The sequence below is a fragment of the Idiomarina sp. ST20R2A10 genome, assembly GCF_051842345.1.
GTDB classification, from domain to species: domain Bacteria; phylum Pseudomonadota; class Gammaproteobacteria; order Enterobacterales; family Alteromonadaceae; genus Idiomarina; species Idiomarina loihiensis.
This window is the reverse complement of the sequence record NZ_JBNIEY010000004.1, coordinates 62,290-80,751: the sequence shown is the minus strand read 5'-3', so window position 1 is coordinate 80,751 and position 18,462 is coordinate 62,290. Positions and strand designations below refer to the sequence as shown.

Sequence of the window (18,462 nt, the reverse complement as noted above, 5' to 3'; positions counted from 1 at the left end):
ACATGTTAAACCGCGATATTTACCAGCTCGACCCGCAAGAAAACCGTTTAGAAAATAACGGTGTGGCGGATGTTAAAGACGACCAAACGTCACAGGCACTGAAAACACTGCGTTATGAGCTACAAACATTCGTTTGCGACGGCCAGTACCAAAAAGGTTTAGATAAAATTCTGTCAACCTACTTGCGCAACCTGACCGACGACCATGAGCAGCCCGGCGTGTGGATTTCTGGCTTCTTTGGCTCAGGTAAATCGCACCTTGCGAAAATGTTGCGCGCATTATGGGTTAACCAAACATTTGAAGACGGAGCCAGCGCACGTGATGTGGCTGACCTACCCGAAGATCTCCAGGCACACTTTGTCGAACTGAGTAATCAGGCGAAACGTTATGGTGGGCTACACGCCGCATCTGGCACGCTGGGTTCCGGTGCTGACAACAATGTTCGCCTGGCGTTACTGAATATAATTTTCAAATCAGCCGGACTGCCCGAGCAATATCATCAGGCACGATTTGTCATGTGGCTGAAAAAAGAAGGGCTTTACGAACAAGTCAAAGCGGCCGTTGAAGCAGAAGATGATGACTGGTTAGATGAGCTTGACGATTTATACATGTCACGCAGCATTGCAGGGGCACTATTAGAGGCTGACCCGACATTAGCGGATGACATTAAACAAATGCGTCAGCTGCTAAAAGAGCAGTATCCACACGTATCTGACGTGACTAATACCCAGATGGTTAATGCCATTCAAGAGTCGCTGTCTGTCGACGGCAAATGCCCGTTAACCGTTATTGTGCTTGATGAGGTTCAGCAATATATCGGCTCCGATACCGAAAAATCCTATTCAATACAGGAAGTCGTAGAGACCTGCTGTAAAGCTTCTGCATTAAGAGGGCGCATTTTGTTCGTGGGAACCGGCCAAAGCTCGTTATCCGGAACACCGAGCCTGCAAAAATTAATGGGTCGCTTCCAAGTACAAATTCAACTCTCCGATACCGATGTAGAAGCTGTTATTCGTAAAGTAATTCTGCAAAAGAAAGAAGCGGCTAAACCCGATATCGATAATGTGCTTAAGTCGCACCTTGGAGAGATTTCGCGTCAGCTACGCGGGACACGTATCGAGTTTCATCGTGATGATGAAAAAGTCATGGTTGCCGACTACCCGCTACTACCCGTCCGCCGTCGTTTTTGGGAAAAAGTACTTCGTATCGTCGACACCACGGGTACCGTTTCTCAGCTGCGTAACCAGTTAAAAGTTATCCACGAAGCAGCGCAAGCGACTGCTGACAAGCCTTTAGGACACGTTGTACCCGCAGACTTTATCTACGACCAAATTTCCGTGAACTTGATTCAAACCGGCGTGATATCAAAAGAAATGGGCGAGATTATCGGTCGCCTTGCCGCGGGAGATGAAAGCAGTAAACTCAAATCACGTATTCTTTCTTTGGTGTTATTGATAGGTAAGTTACCAACGGAGCCGGCCGCTGACAGTGGTGTTCGTGCTACTGCTGAAATGCTCTCAGACTTGCTCATCGATGATCTTGACCAAGGGAAAGACTCAATCCGCACCGCCGTACCTAAGTTACTTGAAGAGCTTGTCGACGATGGCCACATTATGGCAATGCAAACGGCAGCGGGAACAGAGTACCGCGTGCAAACGCAAGAGAGTGCCCAGTGGTACGACACCTTCCGGCAAGAGGAAGTTGACCTGCGAGGCAATATGCAACGTGTCGACAACCTGCGGATGGACATGATCCATAAAAAAGTTCGCCAGGAACTGGGCCAAGTCCGACTAACACAGGGGCAAACCAACGAAGTTCGCCAGTTACTGCCATGTTTCGAGTCAGAGCTACCACGCGATGCCGATAAGAAAATTTATGTTTGGATCCAAGACGGCTGGAGTAGTACCGAGAAGGATGTTCTAACAGAAGCTCGTCGGATGGCTCCGGAAAAACCAACGATCTTCCTGTTTATCCCGGCTCGTAACCGTTCAGAGTTATCGTCTGCCATTATTGCAGCTCATGCTGCTGACGCTACGCTACAAAAACGCGGCATTCCCGGTACTGAAGCAGGTAAAGACGCTCGCAGTGCCATGGAGACCCGTAAGCGTGATGCTGACCGCAACGTAGAAACCTTATTAAAAGAAATTTTTGAAGGCGTCATGGTATTGCAAGCTGGCGGCAACGAAGTTGACGGTAATACCATTACAGAGCGCGTAGAAAAAGCCGGCCAAGCATCCGTCGTACGTTTATATCGAGATTTTGATAGCGCCGACCACCCGGGCTGGGCGAAAGTCTATGAACGCGCACGTAAAGACGGCGGACAAAATGCTCTTGAGGCCATTGGTCATAAAGACGATGCCGAAAAGCATCCGGTATGCGCCAAAATCAAAAACTTCATTGGCGTGTCGAAGCAAGGCAAAGAAATTCGTGAAGAATTTCAGAACCCACCTTACGGCTGGTCACAAGATACCGTTGAGGGAGCAATCTACGCCATGATTTCGGCCGGCGTATTAATTGCCGAACCTGGCTTAAAAGCGTCTGAACTTGAACGTAAACAATTACCGCACACCACCTTCCGGCCTGAGAAGTTAACGATTAGAACCGTTGATATGATCAAGATTCGACGTGTGATCAACGCGGCGGGTATCAAGTGCGAATCCGGAGAGGAAAAAGCCAAAGCGGCGCTATTAGCTGAGAAAGGTCGCGATCTGGCAGAAAGCGCATGTGGGCCGGCGCCTTTCCCTGCCAAACCAGACACTCAGATTTTTGATGATATTGCTCGTCAGTCCGGCAATGCACAACTCAATGTCATTTTAGAAAACCAAAGTGACATAACGGATACCTTGCTTGAATGGCAGGAAACGGCCGAGAAAATTACCAAACGACGTACCGATTGGAGTCAACTTAATGACTTGCTCGATATCAGTAAGGATTTAGCTTTCTACGCGCCGGCAAAAGAGCTCGCTGATACCATTATTAAAAACCGTTCAATACTCGATGAGCCCAACCCTGTTAGCGGTATTATCAAAGAGTTAGTCACTAAACTGCGTGAGGCCTTACGCCATCGCATTGACGCGTACCAAGCGGAATATCAACGCGGTTTAGAATCGCTAACCAACGATGAGCATTGGCAACAACTGTCTCACGAACAACAGCAGCAAATTTTGGACAAGCGCGCACTCCATGAAGTTGCAGCCCCTGACTTATCAACCACTGAGTCACTCATTGATGCATTAGACTCGGTATCGCTCGGACAATGGAGTGATCGCAAAGAATCCCTGGCCAGCAAATTTGAAAACGCGCGCCAAGAGGCAGTAGAGCTCCTGTTACCCAAAGTACAGCGCTACAGTACCCCGCGGGTGACGGTCAACACCGAAGCAGAATTAGATGCCTGGCTAGAGCAGGTGAAAAAAGACGTATTAGCGAAGTTAAATGACGGACCGGTGACTTTCTGATGACGACAGTAATAGCAAATTCATCTTCAACCCGAAAAGCCCTTGATAAAGCGCTACGATCAGGTTTAGAACGCACAGTAATAAAAGCCCGTGATATTGCTGAAGAAGCAGCAACGCAGGCATTAAAACGCCATGCTGTGGGCGACAAACAACCGCCGGACTATTTTACGGAAGGGCAACGCGCGCTAAGAAACCGACTGCGTGCTCATGGTCGTCAACTCGGCGATGTCCGCTACGAAAACGGCGAGCAAACTATTCATAAACTGGTTACTGAAGTTGCTTATGAGCACTGGCATCGTATGTTGTTTGCTCGCTTCCTTGAGCAAAATGGCTTGTTGATGTACGACCAGCATACCTCAGTAACACTGCAAGACTGTAACGAACTTATCGAAGAGGGCGTATTTCAAGACGAGCTAGAACAAGCCTGCAGCAACGGCTGGGAGCTTGCTGGTGTATTGGCATCCAAGATGTTGCCACAAATTTTCCGTACAGATTCACCCGTGTTTCAACTGCAGTTTGCCTTAGAACTTCAACGTGAGTTAGAAGCATTAGTCATGGGCTTGGCGCCGGAAGTGTTTCAGGCGCAGGACAGCTTAGGCTGGGTTTATCAGTTCTGGCAAAGCAAACGCAAAGAGGAAGTGAACAAATCGGAAGTGAAAATTGGTGCGGATGAACTCTCGCCAGTGACTCAGTTATTTACCGAACCCTACATGGTTAACTTCCTGCTCGATAACAGCTTGGGCGCTTGGTGGGCTGGCAAACGATTGAATGAGCATGACTGCGCCAACGCCGAGAGTGAACAGGAGCTGCGCGAAAAAGCCTCCATTAATGGCGTACCACTGAATTACCTCCGTTTTATCAAAGAAGACGAACGCTGGCAACCGGCCTCAGGCTTTTTTGAAGGCTGGCCAAGCCAATTAAGTGAACTTAAAACCCTCGACCCGTGCTGCGGCTCTGGCCACTTTTTAGTCGCCGCATTTTTAATGCTGGTACCCATGCGGATGGAACTGGAAGGCTTATCCGCTAAGGCAGCCGTAGACCGCGTACTTGAAGAGAATCTGCATGGCTTAGAGCTTGACCAACGCTGCGTTGAGCTAGCCGCTTTTGCCGTGGCGCTGGAAGCCTGGCGTTACCCAAACGCAGGTGGTTATCGCACCTTGCCAGAGCTACACCTTGCTTGCAGTGGCCTGTCGATTAGTGCCGCCAAAGACGAATGGAAAGAGCTCAGCAAAAAAGCGGGCAAGCAAAACCTGACCATTGCGCTGGATTGGATGTACCAAACCTTTAAAGACGCCCCAGTGCTTGGCAGTTTAATTAACCCCAAACGCTTACAAGCGGCAAAAATAGCGCAGTGGGATGAGCTCGATACCGTGCTTACAGACATTCTGACCGAAGATGAGCGAATCCAAGCGGAAACCGGCAGTGCTGTGCGTCGGTTATCGGAGGAACGCGAGGCTGGGATTGTGGCGCAAGGCTTGGTCAAAGCTGCTAAGTTACTTTCCATGCAATACACTTGGGTCATCACCAATGTGCCTTTCAAAGAGACAAAACAACTAGTAAAAGTTGCCCAAAATTTTATCGGTGAACAGTATTCTTTAGGAAAGCCTAACCTTGCAACAGCATTTGTCTTGAGGGTACGAGACTTTCTTGCTAATGGAGGTACCGCATCGATTGTAACGCCGCACGAATGGCTATTTTTAAAGTCTTACAAAAGAGTTCGTGAGAACCTATTAAAAGAGGCAAAATGGAACAGCATTGTCGACTTAGGTGAGCATGCATTTGAAAGTAAGCAGGCTGCAGGCGCTTTTACTGCACTAATCTCTTTCACGAAGGGAAAGCCAGAAGGCGACAACACGTATCTTGGTATCAATGCAACATCTCAGAAGGGAGCGCAAGATAAGACTATTTACCTTAAAACGAGCAATGCGGAAAGTTACTCTCAAACACAGCAACTAAGTAATCCTGATTTTAGAATAGGTCTTTTTGAACCCAGCAGTCACCCTTTACTTTTAAAGTTAGCTGGATCCTATGTTGGGCTTCAAAACGGAGATACACCACAGTTTGTCATTTATTTTCATGAAGTAGAATGGCCAAACCGAACTTGGAGCTTTTTTCAGCTCCCGTGTGCTAATACTGAAAAATTTAATGGAAGAGAAGGTGCGATTCGCTGGGAACAAGGAGAGGGTAAACTTCAAACTTCCCCATTAGCATACATCAAAGGAAAAGAAGCGTGGGGTAGAACTGGTATTGCTATCCGACAAACTCGAACTCTTCCAGCCACCTTGTACTCCGGGGAACTATACGATCAATCTAGTGCGGCAATAATTCCTACGGTTGAAGTTAATTTGCCCGCAATTTGGTCTTTTTGCGCTAGTCAGGATTTTCACGATGAAGTAAGGAAGATTGACAAAAAAAAGAATGTAACTAATGCAACGTTGGTTAAAATTCCCTTCGATCTTGCTCATTGGACCAAAGTAGCCCAAGAAAAATATCCCCATGGTTTACCAAAGCCCTACACCAACGACCCGACACAATGGATCTTCCATGGTCACCCCTGTGGCTCGGTGGTTTGGGATGAAGAGCAAAAGTGGACGGTCGAATCCGATCTGCGTGTCGATGATACGGTATTACAAGTGGCGGTTGCTCGCTTGCTGGGCTACCAGTGGCCGGCAGAGCTTGACGCTGAAATGGAACTGGCGGACGAACAACGCACTTGGGTTGAGCGCTGTAAAACGCTTGCTCCTTTTGTCGATGACGATGGAATTGTCTGCTTGCCTGCCGTACGTGGTGAGAAAGCCGCTGAGCTGCGTTTAGAAGCCATGTTAGAGGCTGCCTACGGTGATGCCTGGACCACCAACCTTAGAAACCAATTACTAGATACCGTGGGAAGTAAATCGCTGGCTGCTTGGTTACGTGAAAAGTTCTTTGAACAGCACTGTAAGTTATTCCAGCACCGCCCATTCATTTGGCAAATCTGGGACGGCTTGAAAGACGGCTTTAGCGTGCTAGTGAACTATCATAAACTTGACAAAGCTGGTTTAGAGCGCTTGATTTACACCTACCTAGGTGACTGGATCAGCACCCAACAAGCTGAGGTCGCGAGCGGCGTTGATGGTGCCGATATTCGCTTAGCCGCTGCACAAACGCTAAAAAAAGAACTCGAAAATATCCTTACCGGCGAAAAGCCCTACGACATTTTCGTGCGTTGGAAACCACTGGAAGAGCAACCCATTGGCTGGAACCCAGACTTAAACGACGGTGTTCGCCTCAACATTCGCCCCTTAATGCTCGCCAAAGACATGGGCAAGAAAGGCGCCGGCGTACTGCGCGCCAAACCCAATATTCACTGGAAAAAAGACCGTGGCACCGACGTTGAGTCCGCCCCATGGTATCACCTCGGTCCAGAGTACAGTGACAAGCTAGGCGCGCGTATAAATGAGCATCATTTAAGTTTGGCGGAAAAGCAAAAAGCACGGGATAAGGACGTCTAAAATGATTAAATCGGTATTTAACTACCCTATTTCTACCTTGCTCGACATTGAGAGCAATGTGATTTACACCATACCTCGCTATCAACGTGAATACACCTGGGGAAAAGGTCAGTGGGAGCGCCTGTTCGATGATTTGATTGAGAATGATTCAGGTTATTTCTTAGGTTCTATTATTTGCATCAATCAAGCGCAAGACACCCTAGCTACTCAATCGTTAGAGGTTGTGGATGGTCAGCAACGGATGACCACGATATCGTTACTGCTTGCGGCTGTTTACTCAGTATTAAAGTCACAGGACGATCTATCAGATGAAGAAAACTTTGAACTGTTAAAACTTAAAGGAAAACTGGTCTTGAGACGGGACCCTAAGCAATCCCGCCTTATTCCTCAAGTTCAGAATAGTAACCAGCAAGACTACTTTTACGTGTTATGCCTGGCTGATCTTTTAAAAGATGTATCGAAGCCGGCTAATGCGGGCAAGCGACGCCTCGTTCGAGCGTACCGATATTTTGTTGAGCGCATAAATTCTTTTCTCGCTGAAAATGATAACCGAGATACGCCAATACAAGATTTATTGGAAAAAGTGAATACTGCAACCTTAGTGAAAATTGAGGTTGGCGGTCATTCTGATGCGTACACCTTATTCGAGTCATTGAATAACCGAGGTGTCCCTCTCACCGCAATTGATCTCATTAAAAACAAGCTATTAGCAACTTTAGAGAGCACCGAGCCAGGCAGTATTGACGAGAACTATGATAAGTGGAAGCGTGTAATGGACGCACTTGGTGATGACTATGCGGTCCAGGAGCGTTTTTTCCGACAGTATTACAATGCTTATAGGACCGAACTGCGTTCAATTATTGCTGTTCCAGTAGCGACAAAGTCAAACTTGATGCAGGTTTACGAAAAGCTGATATCACATGACCCTCAGCGTTTCTTAGCTGAAATGGTACGTTTATCAGCAATTTACGCAAATCTAACTAATAGCTCCCCATTAGACAACGCAAAACTTAGTAGCCTCCTTTTATCACTGGAGCGCATCCAAGCTGCATCCGCTTATCTTCTGCTGCTTATACTGTTTGATAAACGAGAAAGCTTGAGTTTAAGCGAAGAACATTTTGAAGAAATTACTGAGTTCCTGATTCGCTTTTTTGTTCGCCGAAACACAACAGATCTCCCCCCAACAAGAGACTTAAACCGCATATTTATGGATGTTGCGGAAAGCTGCCTTAGCCTTCAAGGCAAAGACATTGTAGTCACAGTAAAAGAAAAGCTTACCCGCCATAGCTCTTCGGACGAGTACTTTAAAGAGAACTTGAACGGAGCGATTTATCAAGATAATAAAGCCGTGTGTCGGTTTGTTTTATGTGCTCTTGAAGAGGAACAAATGACCCGAGAACGCCAACTTGATTTGTGGGCAACCAAAGGCAAGCACTATGTATGGACCATTGAGCATATTTTCCCACAAGGAGAAAATATTCCTGACGCTTGGGTCGATATGATTGCTGACGGAAACCGGAAGTTAGCTAATGATCATCGGGAGCAATACGCTCATCGACTTGGGAATCTCACAATTTCCGGATACAACAGTTCGCTTGGCAATAAAAGCTTTGAGGAAAAGCAGTCTAGGAAAGATAAGAAAGGCCGTCCTGTCGGCTACAATAACGGTCTATACCTAAACCGAGAATTAGCGGACGCAACAGCTTGGACTGTTGAGAAAATTGAGCGCCGAACAAAACAGCTGGTCGACCGTATTGCTGAGAAGTATTCACTGTCAGAAACAAAAGGCAGTTCGTAATGAAACTACTCGATATCCTGTGCGACGAAATACGTTCCAGTGCCACGTATAACTCCAATATTCAGGTAGCACCTTCGGTTGTACTCTGGACTGATAAATTGCGTCAGTGGGAATCTGCATTGCCATTACTGCAAGCGGCAATGCCAGAGTTATTGGTGCTTGGTGATTATCAGCCGGATAAGCGCCAAGGCCCTGCGATTTGGCTCAAGTGTGTAATTGAAAACACACTGCCCGAATTTGAGTTGCCCAATGACAGAACACCGATCATTTATTTGCCGGGTTACGAGCGTCGTGATTTGCGTGCAATTGCCAAATGCCCGGAAGAACTAAAGCCACTGGCAGAACTGCAATACCGGGGCAGCTGGTGGGTCTATAACACAGCAGGTCGAGACTGGACCGTCAATGCGTTTCTTCTCTCTACCTCCGGCGGTGCGGGTTTAGATGTTGCTGCGGATAAAAGTACCCAAGCTGCGCTATTAAAAGTTTTGCCTGAAATTTTAGAAAGCGAGCGCAGTGACTTAGCCAATAAACGACTCGAAGCGCCTGACTTCAATAAGCTGATATCAAGTGACCCTATTCGTGATTTATTAACCTGGATGAACGAGCCAAAACCCTCTCGAGAACGCTGGGACGATAAGCGCTGGGATGCGTTAGTGAGCATTTGGGAAACCGAGTTTCACTTTAATCAGAAAACAGATGGCGAGCTTACTGCGGCACAATTGCTATGCCGACATCAAGGCCCTTGGGAAGCGGTTTGGCAACGTTACGCCGAAACTTGCACGCATTATTCGGAAATACCGAATTTATTATTAAAAGTCGAGCCAGACTTAGCGGCTGATGGTGCCAGCTATCCTGCGGTAAATGAAAAAGAAGAACAAAAGCTTGAAGCAGAACTCTCAAAGCTTGTAAGTGGCCATTCAAGCTCTGACGTTCGTAAATCATTGCTTGCACTGGAAAAGCAACATGCCGATCGCCGTGACTGGATTTGGTATAACCTCGACTTATCACCCATGGCGGGGATTCTTCAGCATCTGGCTATGATAGCTGACTTAACAGAGCACGCGTTCAACGGCTCAACCGTTGACGAAATGGCAGAGCAGTACAAAGAACGTTTCTGGCAGGCCGACGACCAGGTCTTGCGTGCTCTGGCTTATCCTCTTAAAAACCAACATCAAGAGCTAGTACAAGGGTTACTGACGATTATTTATACCCCCTGGCTCGAAGAAATTAATAACAACTTCCAAGCTCTGGTTAAGCAGTACGGTTATAACGGCGAGTTAGTGGCTAGAGAGTCAACTGCCGAGTACCAAGCTGGCGGAGAAGTTGTATTTTTTGTAGATGGCTTGCGATTTGATGTCGCGCAGCGTCTCTGTCGACGGTTAGAGAGACTCGGAGAGCTGACGCTAACCAATGACTGGGCGGCTTTGCCCTCCGTTACGGCCACAGCAAAAGCAGCCGTTACACCGGTACATGAAAAACTTACCGGCCGTACCAGCGACAAAGATTTTCAACCCAGCTTAAAGGACGACAACACCTCCTTTTCTTCGCACTACTTAAAGAAGTTTCTTTCGGAAAAAGGGTGGGTTTACCTATCGGAAACTGAAACCGGCGATCCTACAAGCAATGCCTGGGTGCAAAGCGGTGATATCGATAAAGAAGGCCACGTTAAAGGTTTGAAATTGGCCACGCGCATTGATCCCTTGCTTGATGAGATTGTAGAACGCGTTGAAGACCTATTTTCTGCTGGGTGGCGACGTATTCGTATTGTTACCGACCATGGCTGGCTCTTAACTCCGAATACCATGGCCAAAGTGGATATTGCCAAGTATTTGACCGAAACCCGTTGGGGACGATGCGCACTGGTCAAAGACAATGTCCAGACGGAACATTTAAAAGTAGGTTGGTACTGGAATCAGGATGTTACCGTAGCGATGGCGCCCGGTGTGCGAAACTTTGTTGCGGGTAAACACTATGACCACGGCGGGTTGAGCCTGCAGGAATGTTTCACTCCGGTGATTGATGTTGTAAATAACCAACCTGCGGTAGCGACTCCTTCAGTTTCTGCGTCAATAACTGAATTACGCTGGGTTCGCTTGATGTGCAAGTTAAGCTGTGACACTGAAGGAGACGGTGTGGTTGCTGTTCTTCGCACTCAGCCTGGTAATGCGGAGACTGAAATTAGTCCGCGCAAGCCGTTAAAAGATGGAAAGTGCACATTAATGGTCGATGATGAGTTTGAACAAACATCAGCTGTTGTCGTGTTACTCGATGATGCCGGTAACTTACTGGCGAAGCAGCCCACAATTGTTGGAGGTGATGATTAATGGAATTAGACACACTTGATTTGAAGGCTGCGCAAGCACTTGAAGGTTACCTGGTTCGCAAAGATTTAGTTCGCACCTTTGCAAGGCAGTTTCCCGTACCAACCTATGTCGTTGAATTCATGCTGGGTCGCTATTGTGCGAGTACCGATCCCGATGAGATCAACGAAGGATTAGCCATTGTTCAGAAGCAACTCGAGTCACGAACAGTTAGAGCCGGTGAAGAAGAGCTGTTTAAAGCAAAGGCGTATAAAAACGGTACGGTGAAACTTATCGACCTGGTTAGCGCACGATTCAGCCAAAAAGATAATGGCTACCTAGCTTCGTTACCCAGTATTCAGCTTAATAAGGTACGCATCAGTGATTCGATTGTCGATGATAACGAAAGACTGCTCACCGGCGGTTTTTATGCCGAAATCACCTTGGAATACGACAGTTTAATTGCTGAAGAAAAAGGCAACGCTTTTGGTATTCGCGAGTTGAGACCAATTCAGCTGTCCAAGCGTGATGTTCTGGATACGCTCGGTGAGGCGCGTGCGTCGTTTTCTACTGAGGAATGGAAAGACTTTATTCTTCGCGGTATTGGGCTAGAACCAAGCACGCTGGAAGAGCGTGCAAAAGACGCTGTTTTCCTTCGGATGGTTCCTTTTGTTGAACGCAACTATAACCTGGTAGAGCTCGGCCCGCGCGGTACCGGTAAAAGTCACTTATTCCAGCAAGTATCGCCCTACGCTCACTTAATTTCTGGCGGTAAAGCAACCATTGCCAAGATGTTCGTCAATAACGCGACAGGTGCGCGGGGCTTGGTATGCCAATACGATGTGGTGTGCTTTGATGAAATCAGTGGTATTTCATTTGACTCCAAAGAAGGCATCAACATTATGAAAGGCTATATGGAGTCCGGTGAGTTCTCCCGCGGAAAGGAAAATATTCGCGCGGACGGCTCTATGGTGTTTGTCGGTAACTTTGATGTTGATGTTGAGCACCAACAACGAGTGGGTCACTTATTTGGTCCACTGCCAGAAGAAATGCGTGACGACACGGCATGGATGGATCGTATCCATGGTTATCTCCCTGGGTGGGACATTCCTAAAATGAGCGCCGACTTGGTAACGGATCATTTTGGTCTGGTCAGTGACTTCTTTTCTGAGTGTCTCAGCCGATTGCGCTTCCAGAGCCGTGTCAGTGTATTGCAGAATCGCGTGCACTTTGGCGGGGCATTAAGCGGCCGCGATGTTAATGCCGTTAATAAAACCGCGTCAGGCTTGCTGAAGTTAATTTACCCAAGCCCAACCATGCAAGTGAGTGATGAAGACCTTGAGTGGGCAGTAAGGTTAGCACTTGAAGTACGTCGCCGTGTTAAGGAACAACAAAAGCGCATTGGTGCAGCGGAATTTAGAAACACGCATTTTAGCTACTTTATTGGTGATGATGGCGTCGAAAAATTTGTCGCTACGCCAGAGCTACGCTCTGACAACGAAATTGGCGACGACCCGCTAGAGCCAGGCCAGATTTGGACCATTAGCGAGGGTGGTCAGGATACAGGTGATAACTCCGGGCTGTATCGCATTGAAGTCAATGCCGGACCCGGCTCAGGTGTGAAAATATTAAATAACCCTGTGCCTGCCCCATTTAAAGAGTCTGTACGCTATGCCGAGCAGAACCTTTACGCGCGAGGAATGCAGCTAGTTGGCGACAGAGACCCCAGAGCTCACGAATATTCAATTCAGCTACGCGCTTTTGATGCTGCCAAAAAAGGCTCAAAACTCGGTGTTTCAGTGCTTTTAGCTATTAGCAGTTCGCTACTTAAGAAGCCCATAAAAGGCGGCCTGATTGTCGTCGGCGAAATTAACCTTGGCGGCTCAATTGAGCCGATACATAACGCTGTGAACATTGCTGAGCTAGCAGTGGAAAAAGGGGCTACAGCGCTATTGATGCCCGTAACCGCTCGTCGACAGCTTTATGATTTGTCAGACGACATGGCTACAAAGGTCGATATCCAGTTTTACCAGGATGCGCGGGATGCACTTTTGAAAGCGTTGGTGGAGTAAAACTTTTTGAACAAGGAGGTGCAATCATGAGGAAATGGCTAGTACCGTTATCAGGTAATCGGCAAGTTCTGTATAACTTCAACGATTGGGTGAAGTCACCGGATTTTTGTATTTTTGAGGACAGCGAAGATCATTTAGGAGAAGCGTATTTCCTTGAATCTGTTCACTTGAACGGAGAGACAGACTTAAACGTTGTCTTAGGAAAAATTAAAGGATTATTGGAATTAATCAACGGCGCTGCAGCTATTCACTGGGGTTTTAATAATATTTTTATAAATGACAAACTACGTTTTAGGGAAGCTTTATACTCTGATTTAGAGAGTCCAGGCCTTGACGACTATTCAACCTATTCCCAACATTTTAATTTAAGTGAAATTCCCCCATTAAAGCCTTTTACTAAAAACCTTTCAGCTTCGGAATTGATTGAAATAAAGGACACGGGAATCTCCGCCCGCGTTCGCATGGCTGAAAGTCGAGATGAAATATCGAAGTTGTTACGACAAATATCATACGGGTTTGACTGGCGAAATTTGTATTCAATATGGGATACCGTTACATACTATTGCGGAGGCGAGAAAAAAGCTGTAGCGGACCTTTCTATAAACCAACAACATAAAGCTGCTTTTACTGGTACGGCTAACTCATTCGCGCTACTTGGTCCGGATGCCCGACATGGCGAAAAAGGATGGGCAGAGCCAAGCTCAACGATGTCTCACGATGATGCAAAAGAGTTTGTTCATACCACAGTGAGAGCTTATCTAAAAAAATACCACTGCCCCAACTGTTTCATACGAGGGTTTTCTGATGCCTGATACTCAAAGCGTACCTACATACGATCGTTTAATGAACCCTTTATTGAAAGCGCTCGTCGCACTTGGTGGGTCAGCTTCTGTCGATGAAATGTTTGAACAGGTAATTGAGCAAGAAGGTTATCCGGAAGAAATTACCTCGGTTTTGCAAAACCCAGAAAAGTCGAGCCAACCAAAAATTGCATATCGATTAGCCTGGGCCCGAACCTACCTGAAAAAAGCAGGATACTTAGAAAATTCGCAACGCGGTGTTTGGGCTCTAACGGAAAAAGCGCGAAAAAATCCGGAAGTGGATTCATCAGAAATTGTTAGGTTTGTTCGTGAACTTGATGGGTACGGCACTAACAAAAATACAGAAGCTATCAGTAGCGAACAGGCTGAAGAAGCAGATAGCACGCTACCAGATGAAGCCGAAGCTTGGCGTGAACAACTTCACAAGGTCCTGATTGATGAAATGAGCCCAGATGCATTCGAGCGATTAACCCAACGTATTCTTCGTGAGTCTGGATTTATTCATGTTGAAGTCACAGGCAGAACCGGCGACGGCGGTATCGATGGCCGTGGAATTGCTCGTATAAACGGGCTAATGAGCTTTCATATTGCTTTCCAGTGCAAGAAATACCGTGGCTCTGTAGGGGCCTCCGAGATACGTGACTTCCGTGGCGCTACCGTCGGACGCTCGGATCGGGGGTTATTCATTACCACTGGCACCTTCACCAAAGGCGCAATCGATGAAGCCAACCGTGACGGTGTACCGCCTATTGATCTTATCGATGGAGAGCAATTAGCGGATAAGCTCAAGGAGCTAGAGCTTGGTGTAAAAACTGAGTTGGTGGAGAAAGTAACGCTGCGGCCAGATTGGTTTTTGTCGCTTTAAGTTTACGACATTATCGAATTTGAGATACTTGAAAAATGAAATGGACTTACCATAATGGTAAATGATAAAGTACTTAGCCGCTTTTGCGACAACCCACCAGCAAACTGGGATGATAATGACAATCGGGACATAAAAGGCGGTCCGCTTTATTCGGCTAAAGAAGTGAACGCTCTGCTTGCGGATAGTGAGTCGATAAGACTATCGACCCAAAAGTGCAGTAGAGATGTTCAGAATTTAGAGCTAGACAATGAAGAACTCGCTCTACTCATAAGAAAAGCGGTTAGTGGCGGACGTTACAGGCGATCAGTATGGTGTCGCATAAGCAACAAAGCTATTGCTGCCTGTGATGATTACGTTGTCATCGAAAAAACATGGGTAGAAGCTGTAGCAAAAGAAATGGAATGCGAAATTTATTTGAAGTTTGCCATCAATCAGAACGGCAAACTTTTGCTGATGGTGTCATGCCATCCGTCAACATAGGAGAGGAAACATGAGCAAGCATCCAATGATGTGTGACTTGTGTGGGGAAGGAACCTTAGAAGAAAAACAAGGGGTGAACACAGTCACCTATAAAAGTGTTAGCAAAGACCTACGCAATGATTTTTGCGAGTGCGATGTATGTGGTGTCGAAGTTACCTTACCTCAACAAACTCGTGATAATAAACGCCGCATGGTGGCCTTTAAAAAGGAAGTTAATGGCCTTCTTACGGGCTCTGAGGTCTTAGCTATTCGAAAGCAGTTAGGATTAAAACAGTCGGAAGCAGCCCAAATATTTGGTGGCGGCAGTGTCGCCTTTGCCAAGTATGAAGCTGATGACGTTACTCAATCTGAAGGCATGGATAAATTGCTAAGAATAGCGGCAGAATTTCCTCCGGTATTCAGTTATTTAAAACGAAAAGCCGGAGTTTCAACTAATGTGCAAGTGTTCCATCAGCCTCTATGGTCTTCAATAGGCAGAGAAGCCGCCAATGAAAGTGACGGGGCAAGTATACTTGCCGAAGCAGCGGAGCCTAAAAGAGCCTACGAAGTAAAAGAAGAACATATTAATTATTGGGGAGAGTGCCAATAATGCTTAGCGATGGTCTTAAGCAGGCTACTGAGAACTTGGTTATCCAAGATGTATATTTTGAGTCAATTAATGCTGACGTATTAGAGCGCGAATTTTTCTTAAAAAATGCATCAACGTCTTCAGAGCAAGCCTGTTTGCAACAAAAGTTTGGTGTTAAACGCTTAGCACAGGAAGAAAGCGATAATAAAAAGTTGGTTTATTTTACTTTTGATGCTGGCTTGCGTTGGACTTTAACTGACGATGAAGAAGCGTCGGAAGATGATATTAAGCAAAATGTTTTGGCTCATATTGAGTGCGAAATCGTTGCATGTTACCTCCTAAAAAGCGACGTTGCTGAAGAGCATCTCAAAGAGTTTGCATTCAAGAACAGTGGCATACACGTTTGGCCATATTGGCGAGAGTTCCTAACTTCAACCTGCGAACGTTTACGCCTTCCTCGCGTCATGATGCCCACCGTCCGCTTCCAATCTGCACCTATCGAAGAAGCTGAGTAGATAATAAGGTCTCAACTTTAGTAAATGAGCGGACGCCCAGCATCTTCAGTTTGATGGAGATGCTTCAATTTTTGTCTGTAATAGGCCAAAGGTTCTGGCTTCATATACCTATTTTTACTCCGCATTTTCAGAGCTTTCCAAATTTTTCTGATCCGATCATCTGTCGAGTCCAAACCTTCTTTTTCGAGAAGCTCCAGTACTTTTTGCCGGTTAAGCAAACGATTAGCTAGTGTCAGCTCTAATAGTCGATATTCTCCTTCAATTTTTCTTTCATTTTTTAACTGCCTGGTTTTAATAGCTGGTTTAGTAAGGAATTTTAATTGATTTTTATCGTAACTCCATTGCGAGCCGGATTGCTTATAAGATGCAAGTATTGCGTCACTGCTCGTAAAACACGAGCACCTCTTATATCGGCCACCTTGTAGAGCATTAATACTTGCTGAATCTGAATAATTTTGGCCACATGGACACACTATAGAGAACTTTGTTCTTGCTCGAATACTTTCGTCATTCAGATCTGCTGGGCTTCGCTTAAAATCAATCAAGTAGCCTTGGTCTGCAGCTAGTTCAGCAGCCCTTAATACAGATGCTTTAGTTCCTTTCGCCGAAACTCTGCAGCAGTGTTGGCCCATGCCGGCCATGATATCCATCGGGCGCCGCATCCTTTCCTGCTCATGTGGACACCAGACCTTTACTTCTAAGTGATCTGCCAGGTACTCACCAAGCACTTTGATACCGACACGCCTGCAATAATCATGAAATCTTTGCCTTTTCTCTTCATAAATACGGGGAATTAATTCTTTTACAAGCTTCAAATAAGAGTCGTGCACTTTGTCTAAAAGGGTTATGCCACAAGAAGATTTCGTATCAAATATATCCGGAGCACCATTTGCTAAAACAGGTAAAAAATGAGAAATGGCAACTGACGCTCTTTCTCGCGACGACGCAGCACTAGATAAATTCTCAACACCGGAACAATCAAGGCGAATTAGTCTGATGTTTTGCTCTCGAACAAGTTTATTTTTTCGTGCGTCACGCTCCTCGTTTGCTTTACTGAAACGAGGTGACGCTTTATTTTTATGCTGGCTTCCGTCGACTTCTATCGCTAAACACTTATCTTCTATATATAAATCAAGATGCTGGCGGCCAAGCCAATTTAGAGAAGCGAAAAGTTCTATTTCTCTCTCCGGTATGAACTGGTTAATCAATGCATACGCAAACATTTCATTTTGCGTTACAACTGCAGCACAGATCTTGCAACCAGTTGCTCCGCTTAATAACACAACTACACGAGTTGTTTTTCGCCATCGGGCCTGGTGAGCTTTTTGGCTACACGTAATCTTACACTCTGAATTAACACTAACTTTAGTTGCGGGATCATCAATTTCCGGCTTTAAGATTTTCCCACCCGGCGTTTGTATTGATAACAAGACTATCCGATTTTTATCGGCAGCACTTTGCACATCAGCAAGCGTATACTTAAGATGTGAAGAGCTAGCTTTTTGCGCACATTTTTTGCATAGTTCGTATCCGTGCGACAGACGACGAGAACTCTCCAGAATGTCTTTAACTGTCTTCTTGTTATTTCCGCCACACTGTAAGCATTTTAAAATTACAAACGAGTCACGCTTTAACTGTGATCGCGGTAAAATATCAGGAAAACCGTATTTAATAAGCGCTTTATTATTTTTTAACGCGTCATAAACTCGCGCACCACAGTGTCCTAATGCGATTTTATCGCCCTCCTCTTGGGCACAAAGTGGGCAGAAGCACTGAGACTTCTCCATCCGGCGATACAACGTTGCTGTTGATATTTTCCCAGCGCTAGGGTCATCTATTGAATATGCAAATTTGTGCTTTTCACAGCCAACAAGATAAACATTTTTGATTGCTTTAAAGTGCTTTTCTGAACACACATCAATTGGGATGAAATTACCGTCCGGCGACGCAGCAACAATTTTCACTTGTTGCTTTGCAGCCTCTGCTATTAGTTCAGTTAATTTTAAACTTGCTGGCATAAAACACCTCTTACTCTGCAACTACTGATAAATAGCTGTGCACTCTAAAAAAACATCAACTTGGTTAATAAATAGCCAA

General features: G+C 46.0%; 11 protein-coding genes. 10 read left to right on the top strand and 1 reads right to left on the bottom strand.

The genetic code is table 11. The annotated features are described in order from the left end of the window. Positions 1–2: 2 nt before the first annotated feature. The 10 genes from brxC to ACP7H9_RS07720 are packed head-to-tail and all read left to right on the top strand — an operon-like array spanning position 3 to position 16,365. Positions 3–3,455: a BREX system P-loop protein BrxC gene (gene brxC / locus ACP7H9_RS07765; RefSeq protein WP_439222525.1), complete on the top strand. Its 3,453-nt coding sequence runs from the start codon at positions 3–5 to the stop codon at positions 3,453–3,455. Then, positions 3,455–6,946 (top strand): N-6 DNA methylase, encoded by a 3,492-nt coding sequence (locus tag ACP7H9_RS07760; RefSeq protein ID WP_439222524.1) that lies wholly within the window; start codon positions 3,455–3,457, stop codon positions 6,944–6,946. The genes brxC and ACP7H9_RS07760 overlap by 1 nt, the downstream gene beginning before the upstream one ends. Before the next feature lies 1 nt (position 6,947). Continuing rightward, positions 6,948–8,744, top strand: a complete 1,797-nt coding sequence (locus ACP7H9_RS07755; RefSeq protein ID WP_439222523.1) for a DUF262 domain-containing protein — start codon at positions 6,948–6,950, stop codon at positions 8,742–8,744. Next, the gene (gene pglZ, locus ACP7H9_RS07750) at positions 8,744–11,068 is read left to right on the top strand and encodes a BREX-1 system phosphatase PglZ type B (RefSeq protein ID WP_439222522.1); all 2,325 of its coding nucleotides are present in this window, start codon (positions 8,744–8,746) and stop codon (positions 11,066–11,068) included. The genes ACP7H9_RS07755 and pglZ overlap by 1 nt, the downstream gene beginning before the upstream one ends. After that, on the top strand, positions 11,068–13,116 hold the full coding sequence (gene brxL, locus ACP7H9_RS07745; RefSeq protein ID WP_439222521.1) for a BREX system Lon protease-like protein BrxL: 2,049 nt from the start codon (positions 11,068–11,070) through the stop codon (positions 13,114–13,116). The genes pglZ and brxL overlap by 1 nt, the downstream gene beginning before the upstream one ends. Before the next feature lie 26 nt (positions 13,117–13,142). Beyond that, a complete protein-coding gene (locus tag ACP7H9_RS07740; RefSeq protein WP_439222520.1) occupies positions 13,143–13,928 on the top strand; it encodes a hypothetical protein in 786 nt (261 codons plus the stop codon). Continuing rightward, positions 13,921–14,802 (top strand): restriction endonuclease, encoded by an 882-nt coding sequence (locus ACP7H9_RS07735; protein ID WP_439222519.1) that lies wholly within the window; start codon positions 13,921–13,923, stop codon positions 14,800–14,802. The genes ACP7H9_RS07740 and ACP7H9_RS07735 overlap by 8 nt, the downstream gene beginning before the upstream one ends. Before the next feature lie 54 nt (positions 14,803–14,856). Further along, positions 14,857–15,282, top strand: a complete 426-nt coding sequence (locus tag ACP7H9_RS07730) for a hypothetical protein (RefSeq protein WP_439222518.1) — start codon at positions 14,857–14,859, stop codon at positions 15,280–15,282. A 10-nt stretch (positions 15,283–15,292) separates the two neighbouring features. Next, positions 15,293–15,871, top strand: coding sequence for a type II toxin-antitoxin system MqsA family antitoxin (locus ACP7H9_RS07725; RefSeq protein WP_439222517.1), 579 nt, complete (start codon positions 15,293–15,295; stop codon positions 15,869–15,871). Further along, positions 15,871–16,365: a hypothetical protein gene (locus ACP7H9_RS07720; RefSeq protein WP_439222516.1), complete on the top strand. Its 495-nt coding sequence runs from the start codon at positions 15,871–15,873 to the stop codon at positions 16,363–16,365. The genes ACP7H9_RS07725 and ACP7H9_RS07720 overlap by 1 nt, the downstream gene beginning before the upstream one ends. 17 nt (positions 16,366–16,382) lie before the next feature. On the opposite strand, the gene ACP7H9_RS07715 is transcribed toward ACP7H9_RS07720, so the two are convergent. Further along, positions 16,383–18,383: a hypothetical protein gene (locus ACP7H9_RS07715; RefSeq protein WP_439222515.1), complete on the bottom strand. Its 2,001-nt coding sequence runs from the start codon at positions 18,381–18,383 to the stop codon at positions 16,383–16,385. Positions 18,384–18,462 lie beyond the last annotated feature (79 nt).

Bases quoted from the DNA above. Each gene is read 5' to 3' on its own strand.
- brxL (WP_439222521.1), top strand. From the start codon at position 11,068: ATGGAATTAGACACACTTGATTTGAAGGCTGCGCAAGCACTTGAAGGT.
- ACP7H9_RS07760 (WP_439222524.1), top strand. From the start codon at position 3,455: ATGACGACAGTAATAGCAAATTCATCTTCAACCCGAAAAGCCCTTGAT.
- ACP7H9_RS07725 (WP_439222517.1), top strand. From the start codon at position 15,293: ATGAGCAAGCATCCAATGATGTGTGACTTGTGTGGGGAAGGAACCTTA.
- ACP7H9_RS07715 (WP_439222515.1), bottom strand. From the start codon at position 18,383: ATGCCAGCAAGTTTAAAATTAACTGAACTAATAGCAGAGGCTGCAAAG.
- ACP7H9_RS07730 (WP_439222518.1), top strand. From the start codon at position 14,857: ATGGTAAATGATAAAGTACTTAGCCGCTTTTGCGACAACCCACCAGCA.
- ACP7H9_RS07755 (WP_439222523.1), top strand. From the start codon at position 6,948: ATGATTAAATCGGTATTTAACTACCCTATTTCTACCTTGCTCGACATT.
- ACP7H9_RS07735 (WP_439222519.1), top strand. From the start codon at position 13,921: ATGCCTGATACTCAAAGCGTACCTACATACGATCGTTTAATGAACCCT.
- ACP7H9_RS07740 (WP_439222520.1), top strand. From the start codon at position 13,143: ATGAGGAAATGGCTAGTACCGTTATCAGGTAATCGGCAAGTTCTGTAT.
- brxC (WP_439222525.1), top strand. From the start codon at position 3: ATGTTAAACCGCGATATTTACCAGCTCGACCCGCAAGAAAACCGTTTA.
- pglZ (WP_439222522.1), top strand. From the start codon at position 8,744: ATGAAACTACTCGATATCCTGTGCGACGAAATACGTTCCAGTGCCACG.
- ACP7H9_RS07720 (WP_439222516.1), top strand. From the start codon at position 15,871: ATGCTTAGCGATGGTCTTAAGCAGGCTACTGAGAACTTGGTTATCCAA.